Below are 26,922 nucleotides of genomic sequence, written 5' to 3' on the forward strand. Positions count from 1 at the left end.
CAAAGCTTCCTATTTCTGAATCACTACAAACAGATTCACACCCAGAGGCTCTTTTTCCACCCAGATCTTGGAACCCATGCCTTTGAATATACGCAGCAGGTCCTCTTCAGAGCGGTAAATCAGATGCCAGTCCAGAACCAGCTCCATGAACGGCACACAAGGATTGTCCTTGCTGAAGTTGCCGATCACGACATGGCCACCTGGTTTTACAGATGCCAGCATTTTTTGTGCTGCCATTTGTGCCACAGGTTCTGTGAAGTAATCAAACAGGCCGGCAGAATAGATCAGATCATAATCTGTCTCGGGGCAGCCAGCCGCGATCACGTTGCGGATCGCCATATTGTTGAATTTGAATTTAAAGCCGGATTTCACAAAGCGCTCAACAGAGTGCAACTGTCTTTGCGCGTGTTTCAGGGATTCTTCATCCTGATCCAGGCACGTGAATTCAGCCGGACGGCCATGATAAGGAGTCGCATTCTGCAGGAAGATCTGCTGTTCCATCGCAGGACCGCTGGCCACGGAAAGAACTTTTACCGGAGTCGTCGGTGGAGTGCGCTCAAACAGTTGAGTGATCTTTTCAAACAGATACTGACCACGGTTTTTTACCGCCGCACCCGCAGGTTCATCGATGAAGTATTTGTGCATGCACTGGTCAAACAGGGTTTTACCCACCAGTTCGTCGCGGTACAGGTGATTCATCATTTCATAGTCACCGGCATAGCCGCGTGGTTTGAAGTAAGCACGGTTGGCAAACGGAGCACCGTAAACCAGGTGACCCACCTGTTCACGGGCAAAGTCCGTGGCCCACTTCATTTGTTCCGGCGTGAAGTCTTTCACAAGCTTCGGAACATCTGCGTATTTCATTGGAATGACCTGGCCCAGATAGTCGGACACAGAGTCCGCAATGGTCATGCGATAGTCTTGAGCTTCTTTCCAGCTATCGACCGGGGATTCCTGTTCCAGTTTGTCGATGCGGGATTTAAGCTTTTCCAGCCAGTCCTTCATCTCGTACACAAATGTTTTAAATTCTGCCGGCAGTTGTGCCAGGTGCATGGCATATTCCGTCTGCGCATTGATAACTTCAGAAGACACTTCCAGAGCTTTGATGCGGTCCACTTTCAAAGGTTCACCCAGAACCTCAAAACCCACGATCATTTCGCCGGTCACAGACTTGCTGTGGTTTTCAGAGCGAGCCCAGCGCAGGGAAACGTGCTGGGTTTGAATGTTTTTATAAAGGACGTCGGCTTCGAAGTGAGGATTTTTATCCCACCAAGCTTTCAAGTCCGCGTATTCCGCGCCAGGAACCAAAACAGCGCAACCAAAAGAACTGATGTTCAGAACTTCCAGATTGCGGCCGGGGATAGTTAGGAAGCAGGCACCAGGCTCAATATCATTGCGATCCTGACGAATCACTTTTTTGCGTGTGTTTTCATCGATCTGGAAAAATTCCTGCTTCATAGCGCCGTTGCCGCCCATGCTGACTCCTCTAGGTTGAAATAACTGATGTAAAACTAAGCAAGGCTCTTATCGTACTTATGGGATACGAAGAATACGGGACCAAAGCAGGGGGAGCGTTCTTATTATACTTTAGTCCAGTTGGTTTTGTTCCTTAAGTGACCGAAAAAGAAAGGGACTAATTAGGAGATTATTTATGAAGAAGCTCGTTTTATTGGGGGCCGCTGCGGCGGTGGGGTTGGTTACGGCCTGCACATCACCATTTAAATCTGAAGTTAAAACATATCGTCATCCGGCCAGCACGGAAGAGCTGATCACGGGCAGTCGCAAGGTTCTGGCGGATATCGGCAATCCTCAGGTGTTTAATGCCAAGACTTGTGCGGGCTTTGTGAACAAAGTCACAGACTATCTATATTATCTGCCAGCAGATCATTTCCTGCCGAAGAATGCCACAGAAGTGGAGCAATTGAAGTCCGTCGGACCTGAAGTGATGGACACCATCTTCCAGATCCGCGTGGCTTTGCATGATAAATTGCAGGAGTTTGAATCCCGCAATGAACTGAGCAAAGAGTGCATCCTGGAAATGCGTGAAGGCTTCCAGTATGCACGATTCTCTGAAGAGTACCTTTTGGACTGGCTTTACACCAACAAGGTCTTCACCTTCAAAAAGACCCCGATCATGGTGAATTCAAAGCCGGACACCTGGACAAATCCGAAGTATTCCGGTTTTGAATTGAAAAGCGGGGATGTTCTTTTGATCCGTGGTAAGTCCTATGTTTCAGCGATGATTGCCCGTATCTCTGATGAAGAAGGCAATTTCTCGCACTTGGCAGTTGTTGCTGAAGACAAGGCCGGGAAAAAATACATCGTTGAAGCATTGATTCAGTACGGGGTGATTGTGACTCCGCTGGAAAAGTGGCGTCAGGCTGAAGATGCGCGTGTGGCGCTTTATCGTCAGCCGGATGAAGCTTTGGCGAAGAAAGCTGCGCGCTTTATGTATGATCATGCCAAAGGTGCTTTGGATCGCAAGAAAGGCATCCGTTATGACTTTGCCATGGACGATGATGACTATTCATCTTTGTTCTGTTCTGAAGTTATCCGCATGGCTTACGACAAAGCCTCCGGTGGTCAATTTATCGTACCTAAATATCGCAGCACGGTGTCCAAGTTTAAGAACACGGATTATCCGCGTTCACTGGGTGTGACCAAGACCTCTTTGTTCTCGCCTTATGATATCGAAGTGGATCCGCGTTTTGACTTCGTCGCTGAATACCGCTTCATGCCGCTGCTTCGTCAGGTGCGCATGCAGGATGCAGTGATGCAAAGTGTTTACGGCTGGATGATTGATAAGGACTATACGTTCCACTGGGCACCTCAGCACAGTGTGAAGGCTTACTTTGCCAAAATGGTTCGTCAGTTCGGTGTGGCGAAAGATACTTTGCCGAAGTACATGCCTGTCGACAGCATCAAAACGAACGTGCAGTTTGAAGCGGTAGCGACTTTGCTTGAAAAGAACATCTATGAAAAAGAAAAAGAGTTCTATCAGAAGAAAGGTTATCTGCCGTCCTTCCAGGACATGCTGGCGATCAACGAAGCTTACCGCGTCGCTGATTGTAAAAAGCATCAGGAGTACCGTAAACAGCCGATGACGGTGGATAACAAGCCACTTCCGGATGAATCAAAGTTCCACTGGTTCTTCTATAATAAGAGCAAAAAGTGTGAATAATTAGGATTTCCATCTCAAATGGAAGCGCTGAAAGCCGCACCTGTTTCAGGTTGCGGCTTTTGGCTTTTTTGGGCTCCATACTGAATCCATAGTGCCTTGATATTCTGTGTTCAAGACGGCGGTGTTCTGTCTGAAAGGAATCAGAGGATATGGAAATCAAAAGACTGTCTCGCAGAGAGCTGATCAAATACGGTGGAATCGCCCTTTTCGGAGCGGCCGCAGGCGGAGTGCTTGCTGGCTGTTCCCAAACGAATTTTTCCAATGCCGTGGCTGATGGCGCAGAGTCTGTCAGTGATGGTAATGGCGGAAGCTGTGCCCAGATTCCCTCTGAAACTGCGGGACCGTATCCTGCCCATGATGACAGCGCCATCAACGTGTTAAGACTGAACGGAATTGTTCGCAGTGATATTCGCAGCAGTCTGAATACGGGTGGCTATACGGGAAGCTCAACGGCCACCGGGGTGCCTTTGACCCTGACGTTGAACTTGCTCGATGTGAACGCGTCCTGTGCGCCGTTGGCGGGGTATGCGATCTATTTGTGGCATTGTGATATTAACGGCAAGTATTCAATGTATTCATCCGGCGTCACCAGTGAAACTTATCTGCGTGGCGTGCAGCAGACCGACAGCAATGGCAGCGTGACGTTTCAGACGATCTTTCCGGGTTGTTATGATGGTCGTATGACCCATATCCACTTCGAGATTTATCCCAGCATGGCTGAAGCCGTGGATGACAGCTATATCGTCAGAACTTCACAGCTGACGTTCCCGCTGGCGACTTCTAGTTCCGTATATAACAATGCTTCGGGGTATTCGGCCAGCAAAACCAATTTTAACAAAATCAGTTTTGCCACGGACAATGTGTTCAGCGATGGGACCGCTTATCAGATGGCGAGCATCCAGTCCGGAAACTACAGTTCCGGCTTTGTCGCCAGCCTAGATGTGGGGATCAAAGCTTAAGGTTTTGCGGATTCAAAATAGGAAATGATCGGGGAGGTCTTGGTGTTTTTCACCGCCAGACGAACCCCGTCGTGTTCAATTTGGGTTTCGGTGCCTTCGCCGTGACCCACTTCGGATTCATCTTTTTGGGCATCTTCCGGGAGCAGGGCCTGCACGTCTTTTAGATGCACTTTTCCTTCAGGGATGCGGTGATAGAACGATTGCACCTTGCCGTCTTTGATTTCAATGGTGGTGTCATAATCCAGGCTGCCGGTCTTATAGAACAGCAGCGTGTCTTTGTTTTCAGTCTTTAACGGCTTACCCAGCAGTTTGGTGATTTCGGCTTTGGTGGTTTTACCCGGGGTTACAGAGGCCAGCTTCTTTGGCAGGTATTTCGCCTTAAAAGAGGCAGCAAAGCCATCAGCCAGAGCGGGTAGTGACAAAGTCAGCCCTGCACTCAAGATCACCGCAGAAAGAGTTTTAAGCATAACAACCTCCTGAAAAAACAAAACCCACAACCAATTAAAGTTGTGGGTTTGTGCTGGCGTCAACGCCTATGTCAATAATGACAACCGGATCTAGACAGAGCGCAGATACACGCGCCATTGTTTCATGCCCATCTGGAATTCCAGTTTGGCAATTTCCATGTCACGGCGAAGCTCTTCCAGCTTGTGATCGTAAGCTTCTTTCAGTTCTTCACGTTTGCGAACAGCATCCAATTTGAACTGTTCATAATCCTCACGCAGCTTTTTCATTCTGTTCTGCGCTTCCAGGATCTTTTCTTTCATCTGAGCCAGTTTTTCTTCAGCAAAACCGTGTTTGGTCAGTTCGGCCGCTTCCGCCTGCAGTCGGGCTTTCAGAATTTCCACGTGAGAGATCTGGCGAAGTTTGGTCGCAAGTCCCATCGCGCTCAAAGTGCGGATCACCCATTTAGTCGGATCCCAGTGATACCACTTGATACCGTTGCGATAGTCGATCTGGAACTTGTGGTGGAAGTTATGGTAACCCTCACCGTGAGTCAGAATCGCCACGAACCAGGAGTCACGGGCTGAGATTTCTTTGGAATAAGTCTGTTTGCCTAAAGTGTGGCAAAGAGAGTTGATGAAGAACGTGGATTGCTGGGTCAAAGCGATGCGCAAGCCCCCGGCAATCACCAGACCACCCAACCAAGAACCCATCGCCCAGCCCACCAGCATAGGGAAGATGAAGCCTGTCAGGATCGCGATTGGAACGTAGTGATCGTTCTGGAATTTCACCATCCAGTCTTTTTCAAGATCCGGAGCGTGGATTTTCTGATCGACGGAGTCCTTGAAGAACATCCAGCCCATGTGGGCGTACCAGAAGCCTTCATTGATGTTGTAAGGATCTTTTTCGCCATCAATGTGTGTGTGGTGACGGCGGTGGTCAGAAGACCATTTCAACGCAGAACCCTGGAAGGCGGAAGCACCGATCAAAAGGAACAGAGCTTTCACCAGTGGGTGAGCATCATAGCTTTTATGGGAGAACAAACGGTGATAGCCCGCCGTAATACCCAGGTTTGTTGCCGCGGCAAAAGCCAACGCGAAAAGAAGGATGTCCCATTGGAAACCGAAATTGTAGAAATAAATGGGGGCCAGGATGAGAGTGATCAGTGGATTCAGAACCAAGAACAAGGCCACTGGCCATTCGATACGTTTTTTTGTCATGAGGGCACCTCGTACTACTGAGTGTAACAGAGGCGCCATGATTTCAATACTTAAATGGAAAAGCCAAGGATAAATTTACCGTAAGTCCCATTCATATTGATATCTTGAGAGGGTGCGTTACCAGTCGAGTCTGTCGCATCATTCCATTGGAAATTCTGATATCCGAACTCAGCCCCTAATGAGAAGCCAATGAGCTTTACGCCAGCCTCTAAACCCACTGTGTACGAGCTGGGAGAGCCAGCCGAATAACTGGCTTTTTTAACACCAAATTCCGTGACTTTCAGGTCGGTGGAATGTGACAGGCCGTATGTGAGGATTGGCCCGGCATAGATCAGATTATCAATGGGACGCCAATTGAGCAGCAGCGCCGTTCGGCTGAAGTGGGCGGTATAGTCCAGTCCTGATTTTGAGGTCGAAAATTCCATATTCTCATAACGAATTCCGATGCCGGGCAAAAGTGGAATCGGAAGTGTGATAATTCCGTCTGCGCCCAGACCATAAAACGGAGTGACACTGGGAGCAGAACCGGCGCAGCCTGCGCACAAGGGGTTCAAGTCCGGATCTGAGTTCAACATGCCATAGGAAAGGCGCGCTTCAAAAAGATCGCGAGCTTGCGCGACGGGTGACATCAGCAAAAAAGAAAGAGCCAGAATCAGAATATTAAATAGACGCATAAACGAACTCCCAAAAAACCATTTCAGTGTAATGTTCCTTGCCGGGTTTCTCAAAACGGCGTCTTAAAATAAGACCTTCGTCTCACTCTCTTTTGTCGGGGAATCTGCTAGCCTTGAACGAAGTATGCTCATCGATGTTGTGCGCCCTGAGACCTGGGAAGAGTTAAACGATCAAGTGAAAACCTGTTTGGGGCTGGCGCCGCGAATTCGTGCGCGTGCCTATCAGGGACTGTCTCAGGCTGTTTACGAAATTTCTCAGAGCACGGCTCACTTTATGTCCCACAAAAAAGCCATCGGTGTTGTTCAGGGTCAGACCTCTGTTTTTGAAGGTTTGCTGGGTTACTATTACAAAGAAACCTATGAAGTGAATGCCCGTTCGCACACTCAGATCACCGACGTGAAAGAGTGGGTGGAAAGTCTGAAGAAAGACACCTGCTTTGTTCTGTTCAGTGAAGATCATCCGGTGACGGGGGAGTTGTATCCTTTTGCCGACGAGCTGGATCGCCTGCTGAATGAAAAGCGCATTTTTTCTTTCCGTGTTTCTCACGCCAGACATTTTCATGAATCCGTTGAGATTCGCCCGTACACCGTTCGTTTGTGTTCTTATGCACCGATGGTGAGTGTGGCGATTTTGGGGGAGCGTTTCCGTTCTCCAGCTTTGCAGGTGCAAAATCAGTCCTGGCTGGAGGTGGACTTTATCAATCAACTGATGAAGGCCCGCGACGGTCGCAGTGTGAATCAGTTGTTGGTTGAAAAGTTTGAAACAGAAGCGGCCTCTGTCGCACAGCCTTTTTTAAAGCCGGGCAGTGCGAGACTGTATGACCGGGCGTTGTGTGTTTTCTCGGACGTCAGTGCGGAAGCTGTGGCGCAAAAGGTTTTCAGTAAGCTGGGGCTTTCCGCCGAAGAGGGCTGGAAGAAGCTTGAGACCACCAACATGTGCCAGTGGAATGCCATTAAAATGTTCCGCCACTGGTGGGAGCCGGCGCCGTCGTCTGACAGCCTGCGTGGGCTGCTGATTGTCGGCCCGGAACTGCTGGCGACAAAAGACTTTGCCAAGCTGCTGATATCTTCGTATGAAGATATCAAAGCCCAGCAAAGTTGGAATGTGTGACCCAAGCTCAGAATCGCTTCATTATCCTGAAGAAAATGAAATACTCCGAATCGGATCTGATTCTGCATGCCATTTCCACTCAAGGTGAAAAGCTGTCTTTTATGGCCCGGGGGGCGGCGAAGAGCAAAAAACGCTTTGGGGGCGGGGTTTTGGAGCCGACTCATTTTGTCAGCCTGACCTACAAACAATCTTCCGAAGAAGGCAAACTGCATGTCCTGCTGGAGGCCACACTGATTAATGATTTTGCCGGACTTCGCACGGACTATGACCGTCTGGAGCTGGCTTTGCACATCTTAGAGTGTGTCAGCAAAGTCAGTCAGGAAGGCGACCGTCATTCCGAGTTCCTGTTCAATCTTCTGGGACACACGTTGCGCGCCCTGGAAACGGCTCAGGATCCTTTGGTCGTAAAAATGCATTTCTATCTGAAGTTTCTTCTGCAGCAGGGTGTGGTGGATGCTGAACCCTGGATGGCACCCTTTCTTAAAACCAACATGGCCGACAGCAATCAACTGGTGTCATATCGTCAGATTGTCGATGATGAACTGAAGAACGTTGAACAAATGGTTCGTCATTATATCGTGAACGCCACTCTTTAAAGCTTATTTTCCTTTACCCAGCGGATGCAGGTTTTCCATGGTGCGGGCCAGCTGATCAATGCCCAAGTGCGTGTACTTTTCCGTGGCCTGCAGACTTTCGTGGCCCAGAAGTTCCTGTAGAGTACGAAGGTTGGCGCCGCTGCTTAGCAGGTGAGTGGCAAAGCTGTGGCGAAGCGCATGGGGATGCAGCGGTTTTAAGAGCCCCGCACGAATGCCACTTTGGCGGACCATTTCGTAAGCCGTGCGGGAATTCAGTGGCTTTTCTCCGAAAACGTATTCATCAAAAGAGCTTTCCTTTTTCCATTTCAGCAGCACATCGACCGTCAAAGACGGCAGAGCCACGACACGCTCTTTGGAACCTTTTCCCTTCACGCGCAGAACTTTCTGCGAGATCTGCACTTCGCTCCACTTCAGATTGCAGGCCTCGCTGACACGCAGACCGCCCCCATACAAGAGCAGGAACAGAACTTTTTCTTTCAGCGGGATTTTCGAGTCGGCGTCGAAGCTTTTCAAAACGGAGAGCGCCTCATCCACACTCACAAAGTGCGGAAGCTTCTTAGGGACTTTCGGGCAGGTGATCTGCACGGACAAATCCATCTCAGTCAGGCTTTCTTCAAAGGCCCAGGAAAAGAAGCTTTTTAGAGTGGCGGCTTTGCGGTTTCTAGAGGCCAGCGAAAGGTGCGCCCACTGGTTGAAGGCCGCCCGGGCCGTGGAAAGTAATTCGGACTCCGAAATTGATTTAGACTTAACTGAGGGATCTTCATAATTAAAGGCCTGCATCAGATCCAGGGAATAGTGCTTGATCGTAAGGGGCGAGGCTGACTTTATAAAAGTCATGTATTTCAGGTATTTATCTATATTTTCGGAAAGCTTAAATGCCTTCGCCATAGCCCTGAAAGTCCCTGTATTGGGTTTGAGACCCTAAAAAAAAGTTAACGTCGTGCATTATTTTTATTGCAATTACTACACGACCAAAGTTATAACTCAATGCGTTGTCGCGGCGTATCAAAGCGAGATAATCAAATTGAGACGCCCACCCAAGTTTAAAAAAGTACGTAAACCGAAAGGTGGAGCTATGAACGAAAACAACTCAACGACTGTTTTGCCCTCTTCTCAGAATGCAAACCAAGTTATGTGGAACACAAATCAAACTTCCAAAGTGGTTGAAAACAAGACCATCGTCTATCAGTCCGAAGTGATGGGCAGTTTGATGAAGATGATCGACCGTGTAGCTCCATCCCAAGCCAACATCCTGGTTCTGGGTGAATCCGGTACTGGTAAAGAGCTGATCGCCCGCTCCATCCACGATCGCTCCGGCCGCAAGAACAAACCGTTTGTTGCGATCAACTGCGGTGCCCTTCGTGAAACATTGCTTGAGTCCGAGTTGTTCGGTCACGAAAAAGGTTCCTTCACCGGCGCTTACAACCGCAAAATCGGTTTGGCTGAAGCGGCTAACGGCGGGACTTTGTTCCTTGATGAAATCGGTGAATTGGATCCGGCGATCCAGGCTAAGCTTCTTCGTTTCATCCAGGAAGGTGAAGTTTACCGTGTGGGTGGCAAAGACCCAATCAAAGTTGATATCCGTCTGATCTGTGCGACCAACCGTGAGTTGGATCAGGAAGTGACTCGTGGCAACTTCCGTGAGGACTTGTTCTATCGTATCAACACGATCGTGGTAAGTGCTCCGCCTCTGCGTCGTCGTAAGGAAGACATCCCTGCATTGGTGAATCACTTCCTGAACAACTCCCAGCACGCCTACCTGAACCGTGGTCGTTCTGTGAATGAAGAAGCGATGAAGGCTCTGATTCGCTATGAGTGGCCGGGTAACATCCGTGAACTTCAGAACGTGTGTGAAAGACTGCAGATCCTGTCTGACGGTCACATGATCATGTTGAATGATATTCCAGAGAATATCCGTAACGGTGAAGCTGAAAAAGACGTTATCGCTTACGATCCTGCGATGACTTTGCATGAGCTTGAAAAGCGTTACATCCTGAAGGCGTTGGCTCACTTCGGTGGCAACAAAACTCAGGCGGCAAACAATCTGGGTATCACGATCAAGACCCTTTATAACAAACTTCATGAGTACGGCGAATTCGAGAAATTCGCGGTTCACACGAAGCCGATGAAATAGTTTTGTACTAGCAACCCGGAGTGGTTCCTCTCTCTTTCCACTCCGGGTGTTCTCTTCTCTCTTCGAAAGGCCCTTTGCGGGGCCTTTTGTCGTTTAAGCCCCTGGAACTGTTTGTATTTACCGGCCTTGTCGCCGCAGAAAGCGGCACTGCTGTCAAACTTGTGCGCAGGTAAAATACTCCAAAACGTACAGAATTGAGATGGTTTTGGCGCAGGCATTGCAACTCAAGGCCTTGGATAATAGAGGTTCATATGAAACGCGCTTCTGTAACATTATTGATGATTATTGCCATGGCCAGCTCTGCCAATGCGTGGATCAAACGTGGAAATGGCAACAACAATCCGCCAGCACCGCCGCCGCCGGGAGCTGTGGCTTCTCAGACAATGGGAAGTTGTGCAGATAATCTTTTTAATGGCTTGGATTTGTGGCCGTCATCTGCTGAATATGCCTGTGGTCTGGGACGCGTGGATGTTCAATTCCAAAAATGCGTGATTGATCTTACGAAGGTTCTGGATAACAAGGCCAATCCAAATAAGGACCATTTGTCATACTCTGATCATAATAAATATGTTGGTCGTGCTGCTGATGTTTGTGTTACCTCCAAACGCGCAGATGCGGTTCAGTGTATGCTTGATTTGTCCAAGAAACGTTCGCTGACCTTGGAAAACGCTGCGTTCTTCTGCGAAAGAGGCGTTGAAAACAATTTGCCAGCTCAGCTTTGTACGGAAAGTCTGGAAAAGTCGTTCCCACGTTATGGTCAGGCTAAAGAGTATTCTCTATTTATCTGCCGCCAGTCAGCCAGCCCTACGTTTGATAAGTGCGTATCGCAACTTTACAACCAGGGTGCTCTTGAGGTTGAAAACAACCGCTTGCAGTACGATGCTTTGAGACTTTGTAAGAACGGAACCAACACCGCACTGAATAAGTGTATCGTGGATGAAGTTCAAAACCGCGGTCGTACGGGTGTTTCTGCGGCAGCAGTTTGTATGGAAAGACACGACGCTGAAACCCGCGCTCGTGCCGAGGCCGAACGTCGCCGTATTGAAGAACAGCGCCGTGTCGAAGCAGCCAAGGCGGAAGCTGCGAAAAAAGCGGCTGAAGAAAAACGTCGTCAGGATGAGCAGCGCAAAGCCGACGAAGTTCGTCGCCAGCAGCAACAACAGCAAGAGCAGGCTCGTAAACAGGAAGAGGCTCGCAAGCAAGAAGAGCAGCGCCGTAAGGAAGAAGAAAACCGCAAGCAGCAGGAAAAGCCACAGCCGATCCCGCAGCAGCCTTCCAAGCCGACAGCTCCGACGACTCCTTCTCAGCCATCTGTAGATTCCGGCAAACAGCAGGAAGATCAGAAGCGTAAGGACGAGGAAAAACGCCGTCAGGAAGAACAGCGTAAGGCCGACGAAAAACGCAAAGCGGACGAACAGAAAAAGAAAGACGAAGAAAAGAAAAAAGAGGAAGAGAAGAAAAAGCAGGAATCCCAGCAGCCACCAGCGCCGTTGGATCCGGTGACGACTCCTCCACCTCCACCACCAGATGGCGGCCTGATCATCGATCTGCCAATGCCAGAGTAATCAAAACCAAAATCACCAAGGGCCTGTCGGTAAAACGACGGGCCTTTTTCATATTAAAAGACCAAGGTCCTAAACAATTTAATTTGTGTTTACACATTTGCGGCCCCCGAAAGATCATCAATCCACGTGCATTTCAGGAGTACAGCATGAGAATTTTCGCAGCAGCAGTGATGATGATTTTGGGTTTTTCCACGACGGCCAACGCCGAGTGGAGATATGGTGTTCAGATCGGGTACAGCCCGAATTATCTGGCGAAGCTTTCCGGTGACGGAACTGTTTCGGGGACTCCAACAGACATTGATTATGATCTGGAATACAAAGGCGCCCTTGAGGTCGGCTTCAACGCCTGGTACGCACCTCAACATTCCTGGGGTTTTATCAGTGGTATTTCATTGGGCGGGGAACGTGATCTGGACAAGATGACCCTGAACGGAATCACTTACAGCGCAACCGGCAGCACTTCCAAATTCCAGACGCACTTCCTTTATGCGGGAACGCTGTATCGCTGGGAATCCTTCTATCTTCCACTGGGTCTTGCTTATGGTATCAACAAGTTCACTCCGGCAGGAACGGGTGACGGCGAAGCGACCAACGGGGTGGGTGTTTTGTTCGGCCTGGGCTGGTTCTTTGCGGATAATTTCGTGATTGAATATATCGGACGATCCACGACGACCGAGCTGAAGCTGTCTTCCGGTACGGACACGATAAAAACAAAGGGCGCTATTGGAAGCGCCCTTTTGAACCTGAAGTATTTCTTCTAGGACTTTGTGATTCCGGCGGTGTAGTGCCCGATGAATCGGCGGGCACTTTTCACGACTTCCTCTTCCGGAGTTTCTGAAAGAATCAGATCAAACAGGAAGGCGCCGTGCAGGTAGGTTTCGATCTCTTCGGCGATTTCATCCAGCGTCATGCCGTCTCTGATCTGACCTTTTTGCTGGAAGCGCGCCATACGATCAATCAGCTTGGGATCCGCAAACATGGGAATACGTTCTAATGCTTTTTTACGGAACTTATTGTCTGTCAGACACTGGCAGATAATGATTTTACCAAGACAGTCGCGTTCATGGCTTTTGCCCACTTTGAATTCGACATACTTGATGAGCTCGTTCTCCAGGTTTTCCTGAGGAGGGTAATCAAGTTCTTCGTTGCGCATTTCTTCGATGAAGCGTTCGACGATGGTAAGTAACAAACCTTCCTTGCCGTCAAAGTAGCGACCGATCAGGGATTCATTTACGTCGGCCTTTTTTGCAATCAACTTAGTAGTGGAGCCGTCATAACCATGCTTGGAGAAGATTTCGATGCCCGCAGCAATCAGACGCTCTTCAGAAGCACTTCTGTCACGCTTTTTACCCTTTTGGCTATCAGCACTTTCATCCTGAACAGTCTTAAGTTGAGATGTGTCAGACATGGATAAACCCCCTAAATACCTAAAATCACTATCTATAAGATACTGTATCATAAGGTCAATTGATATTCAATTAAGTAATTGATTGCATACTTATCATCATTGGGGTACAAACTTGTATGTAAGCGATTACATATTCAACCAGTCAGTAATTGGACTTTGGAGAACTAATATGGAAAAAAACAAGATCATACAATGGGGAGCGAAGTTCCTCATCTGTGGGACTCTTTTGCACGGAGCTTCGGCCTCCGCACTGACTCTGAACGAGTATCTCGATCAGGTGAAAGGTGACAGTACGGCCTATAAAGGAAGTGCTGAGCAGTCAGAAGGTGCCCAGTTAAAATCCCGTGAAGCAGATTTGATCTTCACGCCGAAGCTTTTTGCAGAAGCCCGCTGGGGCTATGACGGCAAGCCCGGCAATCCGAAAATGTATGACGAAGTTAAAAGTCAGTATTACTCCCTGGGTGTAAGTCAGCAGTTCAGTTTCGGTCTTCAAACCAAATTGTCTTATGATCTGACGCGCACACAATTTGAAGGGCTGGCGCCAACGTCTCCGATCAATCCATCCAAATACTGGGATGCAACTCCGAAGCTGGAATTGTCCATGCCTTTGTGGGCCAATGGTTTCGGCCGTACCGCTCAGGCCAATGAAGAGGCTTTGCGCGCGCAGAACCTTGCGGAAAAATTCTCAAGCCAAGGGCAATCCCTGAACATTCTTGCGGGTGCAGAAGCGGCTTATTGGAAGCTTGCTGCGTGGCAGGACGTGGTGACGATTCAAGAACAGGCCAAACAAGCGGCGCAAAGTATTCTTGATTATGTCAGCCGTAAAAAAAGAATGAATCTGGGCGAAGAAGCGGACGTTCTGCAGGCCCGCGCTTTGGTTGAAGCGCGTACTTTGGAACTGCAAGTGGCTCAGAACGAATATCTTGAAGCCCAACGCATGTTCAATAAATTCCTGAACCGCGAAGCCTCTGCCAAAGTAGAGACACTTGAAAAGGTGAACTATAAATCATTGGAGCAACTGACCATCCCGGGCGCTCGTCCGGGCAGCCGTGCGGATGTTGAAGCGACTAACGCTCAGTTGGCAGCAGCCCGCGCCAATGCGGTGATCACGCTGGAAAGAAACCGTCCGTCTCTGGATCTTTACGGTAACTATGCAATGAACGGCCGCGATGAGGAATACAACGAAGCGATGAAAGAATCCGGTAAAACGGACCAGGACACCGCTTTTGTAGGTGTTCGCTTCAGCATGCCTTTGAATATCGGTGCGGCATCTGACACAAAAGCCGGTGCTCGCAAAGCGGAACGCGCGGCAGAGCTGAACCGTGAATATGCTTACTATGCCCAGGAAATCGATTGGACCAATTTGACCCGCAATCTTCAGGATGCCCGTGACAACCTTCGTTTGTTGTCTCGCATTGAAGATGCTCAGAAAGCGAAGCTTGAAAACGAGCGCGTTCGCCTTCGTCAGGGTCGTACGACGACGTATCAGGTTCTGTTGTTTGAACAGGACTATACAACGTCCGCAATCAGCAAAGTAAAATCAGCAGCAAATATCCTTGGTTTGCAGGCGCAAATCAAACTTTACCAAGCCTCTCCTGAAGGAGGGAAATAGTCATGAGCTTACCTAAGTTATCCATCAGCCGTCCGATATTTATCACGTGTGTGACCATCGCCATGGTGGTTGTCGGTTGGGCCTCCTTCAAATCCATGTCCGTTGATCTTTATCCGGACGTTTCCATTCCGGTGGTAACCGTACAAACCGTTTATGCGGGTGCGGGTCCTGCCGAGATCGAAACTCTGGTCAGCCGTCCTATTGAAGAGGAAGTCAGTACGATTTCCGGTATTAAACGTCTGACCTCCAAATCCCTGGAAGGTGTTTCCCAGGTTATCGTTGAGTTCAACAGTGAAGTGGACGTCAAACACGCCGAGCAGGAAGTGCGCGACAAGGTCAACCTTGCCAAAGCCAAATTGCCTGACGACGTTGAAGATCCACTGATTAAACGTTTTGACCCGGCGGACACGCCGATCCTGACGGTGTCTTTGACTGCCAAAGACCTTGGCGATGCGGCACTGTTTGATATCGCCGACCAGTTTGTGAAACCGCGCCTTGAGCAGGTTCGTAACGTCGGGGCCATCGAGATCATCGGGGGTCGTGAGCGTGAAATTCATGTGCTTCTGGATCGCAAAAAACTGCGTGCCCGTGAGATCTCTGTATCTCAGGTGGCGGCGCAAGTGGGCGCTTCCGGTCAGAACATCCCTTCCGGTAAAGTGAATCAGGGTCAAAAAGAGATGGTCTTCCGTGGTCTGGGTGAGTTCTCATCCGTGCCGGAAATCTCGGACACTCTGGTAAACCTTTACGGGAATGAAGTCCCAACTCGCGTGGCGGACCTGGGTAAAGTCGTTGACACTCTGGCCGATGAAAAATCCCGTGCTTATGTAGACGGTGAAAAATCCCTGTTCCTGCAAGTGTATCGTCAGTCCGGTTCCAACACTGTGAAAGTGGCCCAGGACGTGATCAAGCAGATGAACCGAATCAAGCCTGAGCTTGAAAAAATGGAAGGTGCTCCGGTTGTCGCGGTCATGACAGATGCTTCCGTGAAAATCTCGGACAACTTGTATGACGTTTACGAGACGATCATCATCGGTATCCTTTTGACAGTTATTACCGTGTTCTTCTTCCTGGGAAGCCCGCGTTCCACATTCATCACAGCCTTGTCTGTTCCAATTTCTTTGATTGGTGCGTTCATGGTCATGAAGATTGCCGGGTTCTCTATCAACATCGTATCCATGCTGGCATTGACTCTGGCCGTGGGCCTGTTGATCGATGACGCGATCGTGGTTATTGAAAATATCTATCGTCGTATGGAGCTGGGTGAAGAATCCCTGACTGCGGCGGAAAAAGGGACAACTGAAATCCAGATGGCCGTTATGGCGATCACTCTGGTGGTTATCGCGGTGTTTGTGCCAGTGGGTACAATGTCCGGAACCATCGGTCAGTTCCTGAAACAGTTTGGTATGACGGTCGTGTTCTCGATGGCGATCAGCTGGTTCGTGGCAATGACTTTGATCCCGATGCTGACAGCATACTTCGGTGGCTCCGGTCACGGTGGTGGTCATGACAAACACAAGCCAGCAGGCTTGTATGACAAGACTCTGGGCCGCATGGTGAAAGGTTTCGACCGTTTCCAAACCATGCTTGAAAACGTGTATGTGAAACTTTTGAATGTATCTCTGGATTGGCCGAAGGTGACTATCGGTCTGACCATGATGGTGTTCTTCCTGAGTATCTATACAGTGACGAAAGTTCCAGGCGCGTTCATTTCCGATGATGACTCGGGTGAATTCTCTGTGACTTTGGAACTGCAGCCAGGCACCAGCTTGGATGGTACAGAAGAAGTGGCTCGTCAGGTGGACAAGATCCTGCACGACAATCCGGAAGTTCGCTTCACGACAATGATCGTGGGCAGCTTGTACGGGGAGTCCAATAAAGCCAGCTTCTATGTTCGCATGAAGGATGGTAAAGAGCGCGGGCCTCTGACAACAGAGCAGTTCCGTGACAAAATCCGTGGTCAGTTGACGCATTTGTCCTCTGCGAATCCGGTTGTTAAAAAGTATGACGCAACTGGCGGTATGGGTGGTCAGCCATTCATTCTGAACATTATTTCTGCGGACCCGGTGGAGTTGGAAAAAGCCGGCACAAAAATGTATGAACTTTTGAAGAAGGATCCACGTCTAAAGGACGTCGACTCGAACTATCGCCCGGGTAAACCTGAAATGCAGGTTCACTTGAAACCAGGCGCGGCTAAAGTATTTGGTATCAACACCAGCACTATGGGGGGCGAGCTTCGTGCCCAGGTCGAGGGTTTGACGCCGGCGAAATTCCGCGAACGTGGTCGTGAGTACGAAGTTCGTGTTCGTTTGCAGGAAGATCAGCGCGACTTGATGAAAACGTACAATGACGTTTATGTTCCGAACGTGAACAGAAAACTGGTGCGTTTGAGCGATATCGCCAAAGGTGAAGTGGAGTCCGGACCGGCTTCCATCGAACGTCAGGACCGCGGTCGTTACATTCAGATCACTGCAGGTCTGGCACCGGGTGCAGGCTTGAGTGACGTGGTGAATTCAGCCGTGGCAGCAATGACGACGGGTGAAAATGCTCTGCCTCCAAGTGTGCGCTATGGATTTGGTGGTGATGCGGAAAACATGCAGGAACTGATGACATCCACGGTGATGGCACTGGGCTTTGCGATTCTGTTCATCTATCTGATCCTGTCGTCTCTGTACGAGTCCTTCATCACGCCGATCACGATCATGGTGGCGTTGCCGTTGGCTTTGTGCGGTGCCTTCCTGGCGCTGTTCCTGACCGGTGAAGTTCTGACGATCTTTGCGATCTTCGGGTTCTTCATGCTGATCGGGGTTGCGGGTAAGAACGGTATTTTGCTTGTCGACTTTGCCAAGCAGATGATGGAAGAGGGTAAAAACCGCCGTGAAGCTTTGATTCTGGCTGGTAAGACCCGTCTTCGTCCGATCCTGATGACGTCCTTCGCATTGATCGCCGGGGTTGTTCCGGTGGCGATCGGTATGAATGCGGCTTCCAAAACGCGTACGGCGATGGGGGTTGCGATCATCGGGGGTATGATTTCATCCACGATCCTGACTTTGATTGTGGTACCGGCAGTGTTCACTTACGTGGACAGATTCCGTGTGTGGGCAAATAACTTCGGAGCTAGATTTACTTCCCAGAAAAAGATGGAAGAAAAATCCAGAGATGCCGTGATTGAAGAATCCGAGAACCATGACGACAAAGGCATGATTCCGGCTAAATAATGCAGTACCGGGCGGACCTTGAGCAATCCGGCTTTGCCGGAGTAGGGGAACCCGCCCTTGATTTCAGATATTGGAGGCCTTTATGGCAAAATTATTCATTCAAGATCTCCCTTCCCGTGAAGAGGTTCATACGTCTTTGACGACACTGCCGGTGGCGGCAGAGCCGGATTCCATGGCGGTGTATTCCAATCTGCTGTTCCTGAAAGTGGCCAGCGAGATTGAAAACAGCCTGGACAGCCTGCTTGCCAAGTACAACCTTTCCAGCGGTCGATTTATGTTGTTGTTCCTGCTTCGAAATGCGCCTGCGGGATTGCGTCCTTCCGAGTTGGCCAACCAGGTGGGTGTAACCCAAGCCACGATTTCAGGTTTGATCAACAGCCTAGAAAAAGCTGAATTGGTGGTTCGTGAGGGGCATCAGTCTGACGGTCGTTCCTTTGTGATTCGTCTGGCTCCAAAAGGGGAGCAGGCGATTCAGGATATCTTCCCTCAATGGTATCCACGCATTGTGAACTTCTGGAATGTGGTTTCCAACGAGGAAAAAAGCAGCCTGAACGGTCTGATGGAAAAGATGATTCAGAACAAGTCAGCGCTGACACCGAGATAGAAATTAGACATTGGAAATTTGAAATTGGAAGAAAAAAGGCCGTCTTGTGACGGCCTTTTTTAGTTTTGAACTTTGTCTTCGTTGGAATTTTTCAGTCGCAGGGAAAGTGTTTTCACCAGCGCCTTGGACCAGGCGGGTTTTGAGAACAGCACCACGTCCAGACAGTTGTTGGGGATTTCAATCAGTTCGCAGTTGGTCAGGCTCATGACGTTGGCGGATCTGGGTTCGCCGTTGATGTAGGCCATTTCACCCACGAATTCGCCGGGATTGATATGACCCAACAGGGTTTCAACACCGTTGTCAGCCTTGTAGGCTTTCAACTGCCCGCGTTTCACCAGGTACACGGACTCGGCTTTTTCACCTTCACGGATCAGAATCTGATTGGCCGCCAGGAACTTCATGCGATAGTTGGCATTGTCACCGTTCACAATCCAGTTCAAGGCGCGCGTCAGGTGTTCAATAAATGTTGCCTCATCGGTGGGGCGGGTCAGGATGTGCACCTGGCCCGTGACCACTTCGTCGACAAAGTGATCCGTGTCCGGAAGCGGTGACATGATGATGACAGCGATGCGCTCTTTTCTTTGAATCAGCTTTTGTGTCAGATCCAGAGCACTGACTTTGGCGATCTCGGAATCCACGATGACCACATTCGGGATCACGTTTTCGGCTTTGAAAAGGGCGGCACTGCCATCAGTGGCGGTGAAAACGGTGGCATTTTGTATGTGCTTGGTCAGGGTGCTTTCAATTTTCTCTGCTTCTTCCGGTTTGGCAGAAGCGATCAGAAATATTCTTTTACTTTCAAGGTCAGCCACGCGAATTCCCTTCTTCGGACTCCTTAATAAAGAATAGAGAATTCTTCGGCTTGTTCAACGACCGCGAGGGCTGCCTCGACCTTTCTACAGACGGGCGATCACGCTGCGGACATCTTCTGTATCATGATACAACCCGAAGCCGAAACGCAGGCGGTTCTTGCGTGAATCCACATGGACTCCGCGAGCATCCAGATCCCGCACCAGCTTCTGGCAGTCCTCGGTGGTGGGAAGATCGAAAGTCAGAAAGTGACCATGATGATCAAGATCCAAAGCCATCAGACGCGAGCGGTTCAGCAGGGGATGCTTCTTTTGATCCAGTTCCTGCAGAAAGACCTTTTGATTATTTTGAATGTGGGTGTGAATGGCCGTGACCGTCAGGCCTTCTTTCTTGAATGTTTCCAGCGAGGCAATCAGGCGGTACAGCGCTGAAAAGTCCATGGTGCTGCCAGCGTACTGAAGGGCATCGGTCGGATAACCCACTTCATTTCCCACGGCAGAAAGCTTGGAAAGTTCGGCAAACCATCCCGTGTGAAACGGACGGTGACGGGTGCTTGGGGGAACATAAAGGAAGCAGGCCCCTTCGCCTCCCTGGGCGTATTTGTAAGAGCCGGCAAGATAGAAAAGGCGATCTTCGATGGGCTTTAAATCCGTCGGCATCGCCATAAAGGCATGATAGCCATCCACCACGAACAAACTGTCGGCGGGGGCGGCTTTCGCCAGACGGTGAATATCGCAAGCAAGTCCTGAGTTAAAGAACACCTGGCTGACAAAGACCAGATCCCAGGCTGAGGATTTTGCTGCCGCCTCGAATCTTTCCTGGAAGGTCTCAAAGGGCAGGGTGGGCACTTTCACCACTTCAAACGGAGCCATTTCAGACAGGCGGTTGATCTGACGGTCGAAGCTGTAAAATTCTGAATCGGTGGTCAGGATGCGCAGTTTTTTATCCCAGTTCAGGGAGCTGAGCAGGCGAAAGACAAATTCGTGCGTGTTCGGGGCAAAAACAATCTGTTCGGGATGGGACAGGTTCAGATTTTCGGCGATCAGTTTTTGTGCCTGGGGAACCTTGGTGGAAAAAATGTGGTTCCATTTGTTGTCGACATATTTGCAGGAATCATCCCAGTACTGCAGGTGGGCTTCGCGGGTGGCATCCGGCCAGTAGTGGTGGCTGTGGCAGGCAAAATGGATCTGCTGGGGATGGGCATCAAGGAAGCGCTTATAAAGGTGTTTGTACATGCCCTGATGATAATAAAAAAGGGAGTCAAAGACTCCCTTTTTTATTTGCTGTGTGCGCAGCGACTAGAAGTAACCTTCGTCATCACCGAAGTCTTCGTCGTCTTCATCGTCATCGTCGTCGCCATCATCATCGTGTTTGGAAGTGATGTCTTCTTCGATTTCGTCTTCGTCGTCTTCTTCGATGGAACCTTCGCCTTCTTCAGACTCGTCTTCGTCATCCCATTCGTCGTCTTCAGAAACAGCTTCTTCTTCGATGTCGATCATGCTGTCGATTTCAGCTTCGTCATCGAAATCCGCTGTCATGTCTTCAACCTGAGGTTTCAGAACTTCAACGGCAGCGATACCACCGGCAGCAGCGGCTGCAGCTTTTTCCTTTTTAGGAGCAGCTGGTTTCTTCGCAGCAGGTTTTTTTGCGGCTGGCTTTTTAGCAGCGGCTTTTTTCGCAGGCTTCGCAGCTTTTTTGGCAGCTGCTTTTTTAGGAGCGGCTTTCTTAGCTGGTTTAGCGTTTTTTAGCAGTCGCTTTTTTAGCTGGTTTAGCAGCTTTTTTAGTTACTTTTTTTGCGGCAGCTTTCTTAGCAGGTTTCGCTGCTTTCTTAGCTACTTTCTTCGCAGGTTTTGCTTTTTTCTTTGCCATGATTCGCTCCCTGAAATGTCCTGGTTCAATAATGGAAATGCCCCCTTAGACTAGCGAGAATTAAGGGGGCAGGCAAATCAAAATAGAATTACGATGAGGACGGTCTTGGTTACTTGATAACCCCACTCAAGTGGTCATCGATGATCTTGGCCAGATCATTCGGAAGGATGAAGGACAGGAACAGACCACCATTATAGGCGCCGGATTTAGGGACAATCGTGAAATAGCCCAGGGTGCGGGTCGCAGCAGCGTTCTTAAGAGGGTACGTCAGGCCCAGGAATGCCGGGAACAAGGAACTTTCGATAAACATTCCGACCGCATTCACGCCGAAATACAGATAAACCTTGTTGTCCGAGTTCGGATTCAGACCCAGCCCAAGGGATGGAAGCTCTCCGCTTGGCATCATTGGCAGGTTGTTACCATTTGGCAATTTAGTCGCCGGCAGGGTTGTAACGCGATCTTTAACAATCAGTTTCAGTGGAATGCTGACGGCTACGCGCGCCTTTTGCTGGGAATCCATGACCGTCTTGATCTGAACCCCCTTTACTTGCGGCACATCTATATAAAGACTGCTGAAGGCACCAGGCAGGGGGAGGTACAGAAGCAAAGCGTTGTTGGCTTTGTCGATACCAAGCACCTTTTCATTTTCATAGGTGCCGCCGCCCACGTATCCATTTAAATCCATTTTGTCGTAAGCACTTGGAGGAGCTGGCTCTGTCGGAGCAGGTGTGCCACCTTGACCAGAGTTCCCGCCATCACTGGACCCTTGGCTGGTATTGCCGGTAGCGCCAGGCAGGGACTCGAATCCTCCTTGTTTGCCACAGGCGGCAAGAGCTGCGGTGGCGAAAAGAGCGACCATCAATCTTGCTGTGATATGTTTAGTCATACAAAACCTCCATGCTTCTTCCATATTTTTCGGAAGGTTTTGCCCTGGACTTTAGCTAAATATTTGAAATTATTGGTAAAAAAGTTCTACACTTTTCTGGTGCTAATTATCTAGGCAGCTTTGCCTGGAAAAACTTTGAACATTAAAAATGAAAAAGGGAAGCCGATGCCTAGCCGGTTCCCCCAAAATAAAAAACCCGGAAGGCGTAAACCCTCCGGGTATAAAGTTACCTTTTACTTCAGCTTCGGGCTTGCGCCCTCAGCCTCGTCCGCTGCCGCGGCTTAACCGATCAGCTTAAGAGCCAATTGGTTGGACTGGTTGGCTTGAGCCAAAGTGGATGTACCAGCTTGCAACAAGATGTTGTTACGAGTCATCTCGGAAGATGCCTGAGCAACGTCTGTGTCACGGATACGGCTGTTAGCTGCAGACAAGTTCTCTTGAGCAACACCCAAGTTGTCCACTGTAGAAGTCAATCTGTTCTGAAGGGCACCCAGGTTGGCGCGAGTTCCAGAGATTGAAGTCTGTGCATTATCCAGCATACCCAAAGCTTCCTGAGCGCCTTCTTTAGTGGAGAAATCCACACCAGACAGACCCAGAGCATCCAAAGTAGCCACGTTTTCAGAAGCGTTGAAGGAGATACGATCTTCTTCAGAGTTGTTGAACAAACCTACTTGGAAATCGAACTTCGGAGAAGAACCATCCAATAGTTTTGTAGTACCCCAAGTTGTTACAGAAGCAATACGCTGCATTTCTGATTTCAACTGTTGAACCTCTTTATTCAACATGCCACGCTCTGTTTCACCAACTGTATCAGAAGCAGCCTGGATGCCCAACTCACGAAGACGAACCACGATGTTACCGATCTCGTTCAGACCACCCTCTGCAGTTTGAACCATGGAGATACCATCGTTCGCATTGCGCTGAGCTTGAGCAGCAGATCTGATCTGAGCTTTCAAGCCTTCAGAGATCGCCAAACCTGCAGCGTCGTCAGCAGCTTTATTGATGCGGCTGCCGGAAGCAAGTTTCGCCATAGAGTCGTTGATCTGTCTTTGAGAACCGACCAAGTTACGTTGAGCATTCAGTGCACTGATATTTGTTGTTACTCTCATTCCCATTTTAAATTCCTCCGTTAATATTTATTTTTCATATTCATTACCTTCCTTGATTTGTTTTGTTGGCATCAGCGAAACCTACTTTCGCTTTGCCGGCACTGACATCCGAGTCGGTGCATTTGTATGGCCTTTGTTTTTTGCTCTTTTCAGAGCTTGGGCTTAGTCCGCTTCCGAGGCTTGCAGCCTCTGCAGCTCCTGGGCTCTGCCCGGTGAACAATCTATTGTTCTATTTTACTTTCATCCTTGAAGGCCCTCCTTTCGGTTCAGCAAGAGAGTGACCATCTCTCTTGACTCCTTCTGAGTGAATCGTTGATGTGCATTAGATCGGGATTTGGTACGAGCTCTTGACAGGACGTCGGGCGGGTTTTGTTTGTTTTTCACAATACTGGCCGTAAGGCAGATCGGGGTTTCAGGACGTAGGATTGTCCTGAATCATTTGTACACAGTACTTTCAGAGGGAAAAATCGAATTTGGCAGGACTTTGGATAAGTCAATTTTCTGAATGGGGATAAAGGGCTTAAGCGACGCAAAGGCCGCAAACCCGCTGCTGGAGTGCAAAGGAACAGAATTTAATCGATTTCGATAAAGCGGCAGAAGGCCATGTTGCCCGCCAGTTCGTACTGGTGGGTCTGTGTGGCTTTCAGGTGATGAATGGGATTGTACCCAATAGTGCAGACAACTTTTTCGCCATCATAGTGAGAACAGTCCTCACAGGAAAAGCGTGTGTCATATTCCATGTAGTCCTTGGGGTTGACGCGGTCTTTTTTGATGGATGGATGCAGGCGCGGCTGGGATTTGCCTTTACCTTTGGGATTTACGATACCTGCCACTGTGACCGCCTTGACATTGCTGAAATAAGACTCATCCTTTATTCCAGATGGAGGGTTTATGAGCAACGATATTGAAAAAATGACGCGAAAAAGCCAGGAGGCCATGCAGGCCGCCGCGAGACTGGCTGAGCGCAAAAACAGCCCCTCTGTAGAGCCGGAACACCTTCTGATGGAGCTGGTACAGCAGACCGAAGGCATTGTTCCGCGCATTCTCGACAAATTGAATGTTCCTCAGGCCCAGTTCCTTGCGGAACTGCGGACCAAAATTGATAAATTCCCTCAGGTGACGGGCGGCGGCCAAAAGCTGTTTGCCAGCCCTCGTCTTGAAAAGATCTTCAAGGCGGCCGAAGACGAAGCGCAGGAGTGGGGTGATTCCTATATCTCCACCGAGCACTTCTTTATGGCCATGCTTAAAGGGGGGGACTCTGAACTGCTTGGGCTGTTTAAGAAAAACAAAGTCACGGCGGAGGCGGCTCGCACGGCCCTGACTGAAATTCGCGGAAAACAAAAAGTGACGGATGATGATCCGGAAAACAAGTACGAGGTTCTGAACAAGTACGCCCGTGATCTGACCGCTTTGGCGGCCGAGGGCAAATTGGATCCGGTGGTGGGTCGCGATGAAGAAATCCGCCGCGTGGTGCAGGTTCTTTCCCGTCGTACCAAAAACAACCCGGTCCTGATCGGTGAGCCTGGTGTGGGTAAAACCGCCATCGCCGAAGGCCTGGCTTTGCGTATTATCAAACAGGACGTACCGGACAATCTGATTGGCAAAAAACTGATGTCCCTGGATATGGGAGCCCTGATTGCGGGTGCCAAGTACCGTGGGGAATTTGAAGACCGTCTGAAGGCGGTGATCAAAGAAGTGACCAGCAGTGAAGGCCAGATCATTCTGTTCATCGACGAACTGCACACTTTGGTGGGCGCGGGTAAAACCGACGGCGCCATGGATGCAGGACAGTTGCTGAAGCCGGCACTGGCGCGCGGTGAATTGCGCTGTATCGGTGCGACCACTTTGGATGAGTACCGCAAGTACATCGAAAAGGATGCGGCTTTGGAAAGACGCTTCCAGACTGTGATGGTCGAGGAACCAAGTGTTGAAGACGCCATCACCATCCTGCGTGGCCTGAAAGAAAAGTATGAAGTCCACCACGGTATTCGCATCACGGATGCGGCGCTGGTGTCGGCGGTGAAATTGTCTCACCGTTATATCACCAACCGTTTCCTGCCGGACAAGGCGATTGACCTTATTGACGAGGCGGCCAGCAAGCTGGGTATTGAAACCCGCTCGGTGCCGGAAGAAGTCGACAAGATCGAACGCGAGCTGATGCAGTTGCGTATTGAAAAAGAGGCGCTGAAAAAAGAAAAAGACGAAAGCGCCCGCGAGCGTCTGGCGGTGATCGATAAAGAAATCACCGAGCTGAACGCCAAGAACCAGTTGCTGCGTGAACAGTGGGAATTTGAAAAAGGCGGCATTGAGGGTATTAAAAAACTCAAAGCCGACATTGAGGATCTGAAAGTGGCGGTGGCCAAAGCCGAGCGCGAAGGCGACTTGGGTAAAGCGGCCGAACTGAAGTACGGAAAGCTTCCCGAGGCCGAGAAAAAACTTAAAGCCCTGGAAGAGCGCAGCAAGGAAGGCGCAAAATCCGCTTCAGAAAACCGCATGCTGAAAGAAGAGGTCGGTCCTGAGGATGTGGCCGAAGTCGTCGCGAAGTGGACGGGAATTCCAGTCAGCAAAATGCTGGAAAGTGAATCTCAGAAACTGCTGCACATGGAAGATTCTTTGAAACACCGTGTGGTGGGTCAGGATCATGCCCTGACGATTGTGGCCGATGCCATTCGCCGGGCGCGGGCTGAGATTTCAGACCCGAACCGTCCGATCGGGACCTTTATGTTCCTGGGTCCGACGGGTGTGGGTAAAACTGAAACCGTGAAGGCCTTGGCCGAATTCCTGTTCGATGACGAACAAGCCGTTGTTCGTATCGACATGAGTGAATACATGGAAAAACACGCGGTATCCCGTCTGATCGGCGCGCCTCCGGGTTATGTCGGTTATGAAGAGGGTGGTCAGTTGACGGAATCAGTCCGTCGCCGCCCGTACAGTGTGGTTCTGCTGGATGAGGTTGAAAAAGCCCATCCGGATGTGTTCAACATCCTGTTGCAGGTTCTGGATGACGGTCGTTTGACCGATGGTCAGGGGCGCACGGTGGATTTCAAAAACACCGTGTTGATCATGACCTCGAACGTGGGTTCACAGTCGATTTTGGATCCGGGTATGTCGGAAAATCAGAAGCGTGAAGCCGTCAACGAAGCTTTGCGTGAAAGATTCCGTCCGGAGTTCCTGAATCGTATTGATGAGATCGTGATGTTCAAGTCCCTGGGCGAATCGCAGATTTCCGGCATCGTGAAGGTGCAGTTGGATCTGGTCGCGCAACGACTGAGAGCAAAAAAGATCGGCATCGACTTCAATCAGGAGGCCATCGACTTCCTGGCGAAGAAAGGCTACGACCCGATTTATGGTGCAAGACCTTTGAAGCGTGTGATTCAGACCGAACTTCTGAACCCACTTTCCAAAGAGATCATCTCTGGCAAAGTCAAAGCCGGAGACACCATTCACGTCAAAGCCAACGGCGGCTCCTTGACCTTCTAAAAGGGGCCTGGTTGTTTTTTCTGGCTAAACAGCATCAAGCCCTGT

At 49.8% G+C, this 26,922-nt stretch carries 24 protein-coding genes; 11 read left to right on the forward strand and 13 right to left on the reverse strand.

The genetic code is table 11. From position 1 onward, the window contains the following. Positions 1–9 precede the first annotated feature (9 nt). A complete protein-coding gene (locus B9G79_RS03995) occupies positions 10–1,476 on the reverse strand; it encodes a class I SAM-dependent methyltransferase (protein WP_088564407.1) in 1,467 nt (488 codons plus the stop codon). A 175-nt stretch (positions 1,477–1,651) separates the two neighbouring features. Here B9G79_RS03995 and B9G79_RS04000 point away from each other — a divergent pair, with 175 nt between their 5' ends. Both B9G79_RS04000 and B9G79_RS04005 read left to right on the forward strand, forming a co-directional pair. Then, positions 1,652–3,181 carry a YiiX/YebB-like N1pC/P60 family cysteine hydrolase gene (locus tag B9G79_RS04000; protein WP_088564408.1) on the forward strand — a complete coding sequence of 510 codons (1,530 nt, stop codon included), beginning with the start codon at positions 1,652–1,654 and terminating at the stop codon, positions 3,179–3,181. A 149-nt stretch (positions 3,182–3,330) separates the two neighbouring features. Beyond that, positions 3,331–4,140, forward strand: coding sequence for a dioxygenase family protein (locus tag B9G79_RS04005; RefSeq protein WP_015092092.1), 810 nt, complete (start codon positions 3,331–3,333; stop codon positions 4,138–4,140). Here the strand turns inward: B9G79_RS04005 and B9G79_RS04010 are convergent. The 3 genes from B9G79_RS04010 to B9G79_RS04020 all read right to left on the reverse strand — a co-directional run bounded on the left by B9G79_RS04010 (position 4,137) and on the right by B9G79_RS04020 (position 6,478). After that, positions 4,137–4,607 (reverse strand): hypothetical protein, encoded by a 471-nt coding sequence (locus B9G79_RS04010; protein WP_088564409.1) that lies wholly within the window; start codon positions 4,605–4,607, stop codon positions 4,137–4,139. The two genes, B9G79_RS04005 and B9G79_RS04010, sit on opposite strands and share 4 nt — an antisense overlap. Before the next feature lie 90 nt (positions 4,608–4,697). Further along, complete coding sequence (locus tag B9G79_RS04015; protein ID WP_088564410.1) at positions 4,698–5,804, reverse strand: fatty acid desaturase; 1,107 nt, start codon at positions 5,802–5,804, stop codon at positions 4,698–4,700. Between the two features lie 50 nt (positions 5,805–5,854). Continuing rightward, entirely contained in the window at positions 5,855–6,478 is a 624-nt protein-coding gene (locus B9G79_RS04020) for a hypothetical protein (protein ID WP_088564411.1), read from the reverse strand. 124 nt (positions 6,479–6,602) lie between these two features. On the opposite strand from B9G79_RS04020, the gene B9G79_RS04025 reads away from it, so the two are divergent. Together B9G79_RS04025 and recO are read left to right on the forward strand one after the other, a co-directional pair. After that, entirely contained in the window at positions 6,603–7,589 is a 987-nt protein-coding gene (locus B9G79_RS04025; protein WP_088564412.1) for a hypothetical protein, read from the forward strand. Positions 7,590–7,624: 35 nt separating this feature from the next. Further along, positions 7,625–8,185 carry a DNA repair protein RecO gene (recO, locus tag B9G79_RS04030; RefSeq protein ID WP_232469135.1) on the forward strand — a complete coding sequence of 187 codons (561 nt, stop codon included), beginning with the start codon at positions 7,625–7,627 and terminating at the stop codon, positions 8,183–8,185. Positions 8,186–8,188: 3 nt separating this feature from the next. Here recO and B9G79_RS04035 read toward each other — a convergent pair whose 3' ends face one another. After that, positions 8,189–9,073, reverse strand: coding sequence for a tyrosine-type recombinase/integrase (locus B9G79_RS04035; protein ID WP_088564414.1), 885 nt, complete (start codon positions 9,071–9,073; stop codon positions 8,189–8,191). A 187-nt stretch (positions 9,074–9,260) separates the two neighbouring features. Here B9G79_RS04035 and B9G79_RS04040 point away from each other — a divergent pair, with 187 nt between their 5' ends. The 3 genes from B9G79_RS04040 to B9G79_RS04055 all read left to right on the forward strand — a co-directional run bounded on the left by B9G79_RS04040 (position 9,261) and on the right by B9G79_RS04055 (position 12,645). After that, positions 9,261–10,319, forward strand: a complete 1,059-nt coding sequence (locus B9G79_RS04040) for a sigma-54 interaction domain-containing protein (RefSeq protein WP_088564415.1) — start codon at positions 9,261–9,263, stop codon at positions 10,317–10,319. A 251-nt stretch (positions 10,320–10,570) separates the two neighbouring features. Further along, positions 10,571–11,884, forward strand: coding sequence for a hypothetical protein (locus B9G79_RS04050; protein ID WP_232469137.1), 1,314 nt, complete (start codon positions 10,571–10,573; stop codon positions 11,882–11,884). Positions 11,885–12,030: 146 nt separating this feature from the next. Further along, positions 12,031–12,645 carry a hypothetical protein gene (locus B9G79_RS04055; RefSeq protein ID WP_088564417.1) on the forward strand — a complete coding sequence of 205 codons (615 nt, stop codon included), beginning with the start codon at positions 12,031–12,033 and terminating at the stop codon, positions 12,643–12,645. On the opposite strand, the gene B9G79_RS04060 is transcribed toward B9G79_RS04055, so the two are convergent. Next, positions 12,642–13,292, reverse strand: coding sequence for a TetR/AcrR family transcriptional regulator (locus B9G79_RS04060; protein WP_088564418.1), 651 nt, complete (start codon positions 13,290–13,292; stop codon positions 12,642–12,644). The genes B9G79_RS04055 and B9G79_RS04060 overlap by 4 nt on opposite strands. 169 nt (positions 13,293–13,461) lie before the next feature. Between B9G79_RS04060 and B9G79_RS04065 the strand changes: the two genes are divergently transcribed. The 3 genes from B9G79_RS04065 (at position 13,462) to B9G79_RS04075 (ending at position 18,723) form a co-directional block, all read left to right on the forward strand. Next, the gene (locus tag B9G79_RS04065; RefSeq protein ID WP_232469139.1) at positions 13,462–14,904 is read left to right on the forward strand and encodes a TolC family protein; all 1,443 of its coding nucleotides are present in this window, start codon (positions 13,462–13,464) and stop codon (positions 14,902–14,904) included. Positions 14,905–14,906: 2 nt separating this feature from the next. After that, positions 14,907–18,119, forward strand: a complete 3,213-nt coding sequence (locus B9G79_RS04070; RefSeq protein WP_088564419.1) for an efflux RND transporter permease subunit — start codon at positions 14,907–14,909, stop codon at positions 18,117–18,119. 82 nt (positions 18,120–18,201) lie between these two features. After that, positions 18,202–18,723, forward strand: coding sequence for a MarR family winged helix-turn-helix transcriptional regulator (locus tag B9G79_RS04075; RefSeq protein ID WP_088564420.1), 522 nt, complete (start codon positions 18,202–18,204; stop codon positions 18,721–18,723). Positions 18,724–18,782: 59 nt separating this feature from the next. Here B9G79_RS04075 and B9G79_RS04080 read toward each other — a convergent pair whose 3' ends face one another. From B9G79_RS04080 to B9G79_RS04105, 7 genes are all read right to left on the reverse strand, one after another. Next, on the reverse strand, positions 18,783–19,535 hold the full coding sequence (locus tag B9G79_RS04080; protein WP_088564421.1) for a cyclic nucleotide-binding domain-containing protein: 753 nt from the start codon (positions 19,533–19,535) through the stop codon (positions 18,783–18,785). Between the two features lie 84 nt (positions 19,536–19,619). Then, a complete protein-coding gene (locus tag B9G79_RS04085) occupies positions 19,620–20,768 on the reverse strand; it encodes an aminotransferase class V-fold PLP-dependent enzyme (RefSeq protein ID WP_088564422.1) in 1,149 nt (382 codons plus the stop codon). Between the two features lie 63 nt (positions 20,769–20,831). After that, positions 20,832–21,071 (reverse strand): hypothetical protein, encoded by a 240-nt coding sequence (locus B9G79_RS18280; RefSeq protein WP_157678710.1) that lies wholly within the window; start codon positions 21,069–21,071, stop codon positions 20,832–20,834. A gap of 196 nt (positions 21,072–21,267) precedes the next feature. After that, positions 21,268–21,402 carry a hypothetical protein gene (locus tag B9G79_RS18470; RefSeq protein ID WP_269768127.1) on the reverse strand — a complete coding sequence of 45 codons (135 nt, stop codon included), beginning with the start codon at positions 21,400–21,402 and terminating at the stop codon, positions 21,268–21,270. A 109-nt stretch (positions 21,403–21,511) separates the two neighbouring features. Beyond that, entirely contained in the window at positions 21,512–22,288 is a 777-nt protein-coding gene (locus B9G79_RS04095; RefSeq protein ID WP_088564423.1) for a hypothetical protein, read from the reverse strand. Positions 22,289–22,569: 281 nt separating this feature from the next. Continuing rightward, on the reverse strand, positions 22,570–23,403 hold the full coding sequence (locus B9G79_RS04100; protein ID WP_011165421.1) for a flagellin N-terminal helical domain-containing protein: 834 nt from the start codon (positions 23,401–23,403) through the stop codon (positions 22,570–22,572). Between the two features lie 566 nt (positions 23,404–23,969). Then, positions 23,970–24,230, reverse strand: coding sequence for a hypothetical protein (locus tag B9G79_RS04105; RefSeq protein ID WP_232469141.1), 261 nt, complete (start codon positions 24,228–24,230; stop codon positions 23,970–23,972). Between the two features lie 58 nt (positions 24,231–24,288). Here B9G79_RS04105 and clpB point away from each other — a divergent pair, with 58 nt between their 5' ends. Continuing rightward, positions 24,289–26,877, forward strand: a complete 2,589-nt coding sequence (clpB, locus tag B9G79_RS04110) for an ATP-dependent chaperone ClpB (RefSeq protein WP_232469142.1) — start codon at positions 24,289–24,291, stop codon at positions 26,875–26,877. Positions 26,878–26,922: the final 45 nt, after the last annotated feature.

This window comes from Bdellovibrio bacteriovorus (genome assembly GCF_002208115.1).
Taxonomy (GTDB): domain Bacteria; phylum Bdellovibrionota; class Bdellovibrionia; order Bdellovibrionales; family Bdellovibrionaceae; genus Bdellovibrio; species Bdellovibrio bacteriovorus_C.

Excerpts from the sequence above, each read along its gene's own strand:
- B9G79_RS03995 (WP_088564407.1), bottom strand. The coding sequence starts at position 1,476 with ATGGGCGGCAACGGCGCTATGAAGCAGGAATTTTTCCAGATCGATGAA.
- B9G79_RS04000 (WP_088564408.1), top strand. The coding sequence starts at position 1,652 with ATGAAGAAGCTCGTTTTATTGGGGGCCGCTGCGGCGGTGGGGTTGGTT.
- B9G79_RS04005 (WP_015092092.1), top strand. The coding sequence starts at position 3,331 with ATGGAAATCAAAAGACTGTCTCGCAGAGAGCTGATCAAATACGGTGGA.
- B9G79_RS04010 (WP_088564409.1), bottom strand. The coding sequence starts at position 4,607 with ATGCTTAAAACTCTTTCTGCGGTGATCTTGAGTGCAGGGCTGACTTTG.
- B9G79_RS04015 (WP_088564410.1), bottom strand. The coding sequence starts at position 5,804 with ATGACAAAAAAACGTATCGAATGGCCAGTGGCCTTGTTCTTGGTTCTG.
- B9G79_RS04020 (WP_088564411.1), bottom strand. The coding sequence starts at position 6,478 with ATGCGTCTATTTAATATTCTGATTCTGGCTCTTTCTTTTTTGCTGATG.
- B9G79_RS04025 (WP_088564412.1), top strand. The coding sequence starts at position 6,603 with ATGCTCATCGATGTTGTGCGCCCTGAGACCTGGGAAGAGTTAAACGAT.
- recO (WP_232469135.1), top strand. The coding sequence starts at position 7,625 with ATGAAATACTCCGAATCGGATCTGATTCTGCATGCCATTTCCACTCAA.
- B9G79_RS04035 (WP_088564414.1), bottom strand. The coding sequence starts at position 9,073 with ATGGCGAAGGCATTTAAGCTTTCCGAAAATATAGATAAATACCTGAAA.
- B9G79_RS04040 (WP_088564415.1), top strand. The coding sequence starts at position 9,261 with ATGAACGAAAACAACTCAACGACTGTTTTGCCCTCTTCTCAGAATGCA.
- B9G79_RS04050 (WP_232469137.1), top strand. The coding sequence starts at position 10,571 with ATGAAACGCGCTTCTGTAACATTATTGATGATTATTGCCATGGCCAGC.
- B9G79_RS04055 (WP_088564417.1), top strand. The coding sequence starts at position 12,031 with ATGAGAATTTTCGCAGCAGCAGTGATGATGATTTTGGGTTTTTCCACG.
- B9G79_RS04060 (WP_088564418.1), bottom strand. The coding sequence starts at position 13,292 with ATGTCTGACACATCTCAACTTAAGACTGTTCAGGATGAAAGTGCTGAT.
- B9G79_RS04065 (WP_232469139.1), top strand. The coding sequence starts at position 13,462 with ATGGAAAAAAACAAGATCATACAATGGGGAGCGAAGTTCCTCATCTGT.
- B9G79_RS04070 (WP_088564419.1), top strand. The coding sequence starts at position 14,907 with ATGAGCTTACCTAAGTTATCCATCAGCCGTCCGATATTTATCACGTGT.
- B9G79_RS04075 (WP_088564420.1), top strand. The coding sequence starts at position 18,202 with ATGGCAAAATTATTCATTCAAGATCTCCCTTCCCGTGAAGAGGTTCAT.
- B9G79_RS04085 (WP_088564422.1), bottom strand. The coding sequence starts at position 20,768 with ATGTACAAACACCTTTATAAGCGCTTCCTTGATGCCCATCCCCAGCAG.
- B9G79_RS18280 (WP_157678710.1), bottom strand. The coding sequence starts at position 21,071 with ATGACAGCGGATTTCGATGACGAAGCTGAAATCGACAGCATGATCGAC.
- B9G79_RS18470 (WP_269768127.1), bottom strand. The coding sequence starts at position 21,402 with ATGGCAAAGAAAAAAGCAAAACCTGCGAAGAAAGTAGCTAAGAAAGCA.
- B9G79_RS04095 (WP_088564423.1), bottom strand. The coding sequence starts at position 22,288 with ATGACTAAACATATCACAGCAAGATTGATGGTCGCTCTTTTCGCCACC.
- B9G79_RS04100 (WP_011165421.1), bottom strand. The coding sequence starts at position 23,403 with ATGGGAATGAGAGTAACAACAAATATCAGTGCACTGAATGCTCAACGT.
- clpB (WP_232469142.1), top strand. The coding sequence starts at position 24,289 with ATGAGCAACGATATTGAAAAAATGACGCGAAAAAGCCAGGAGGCCATG.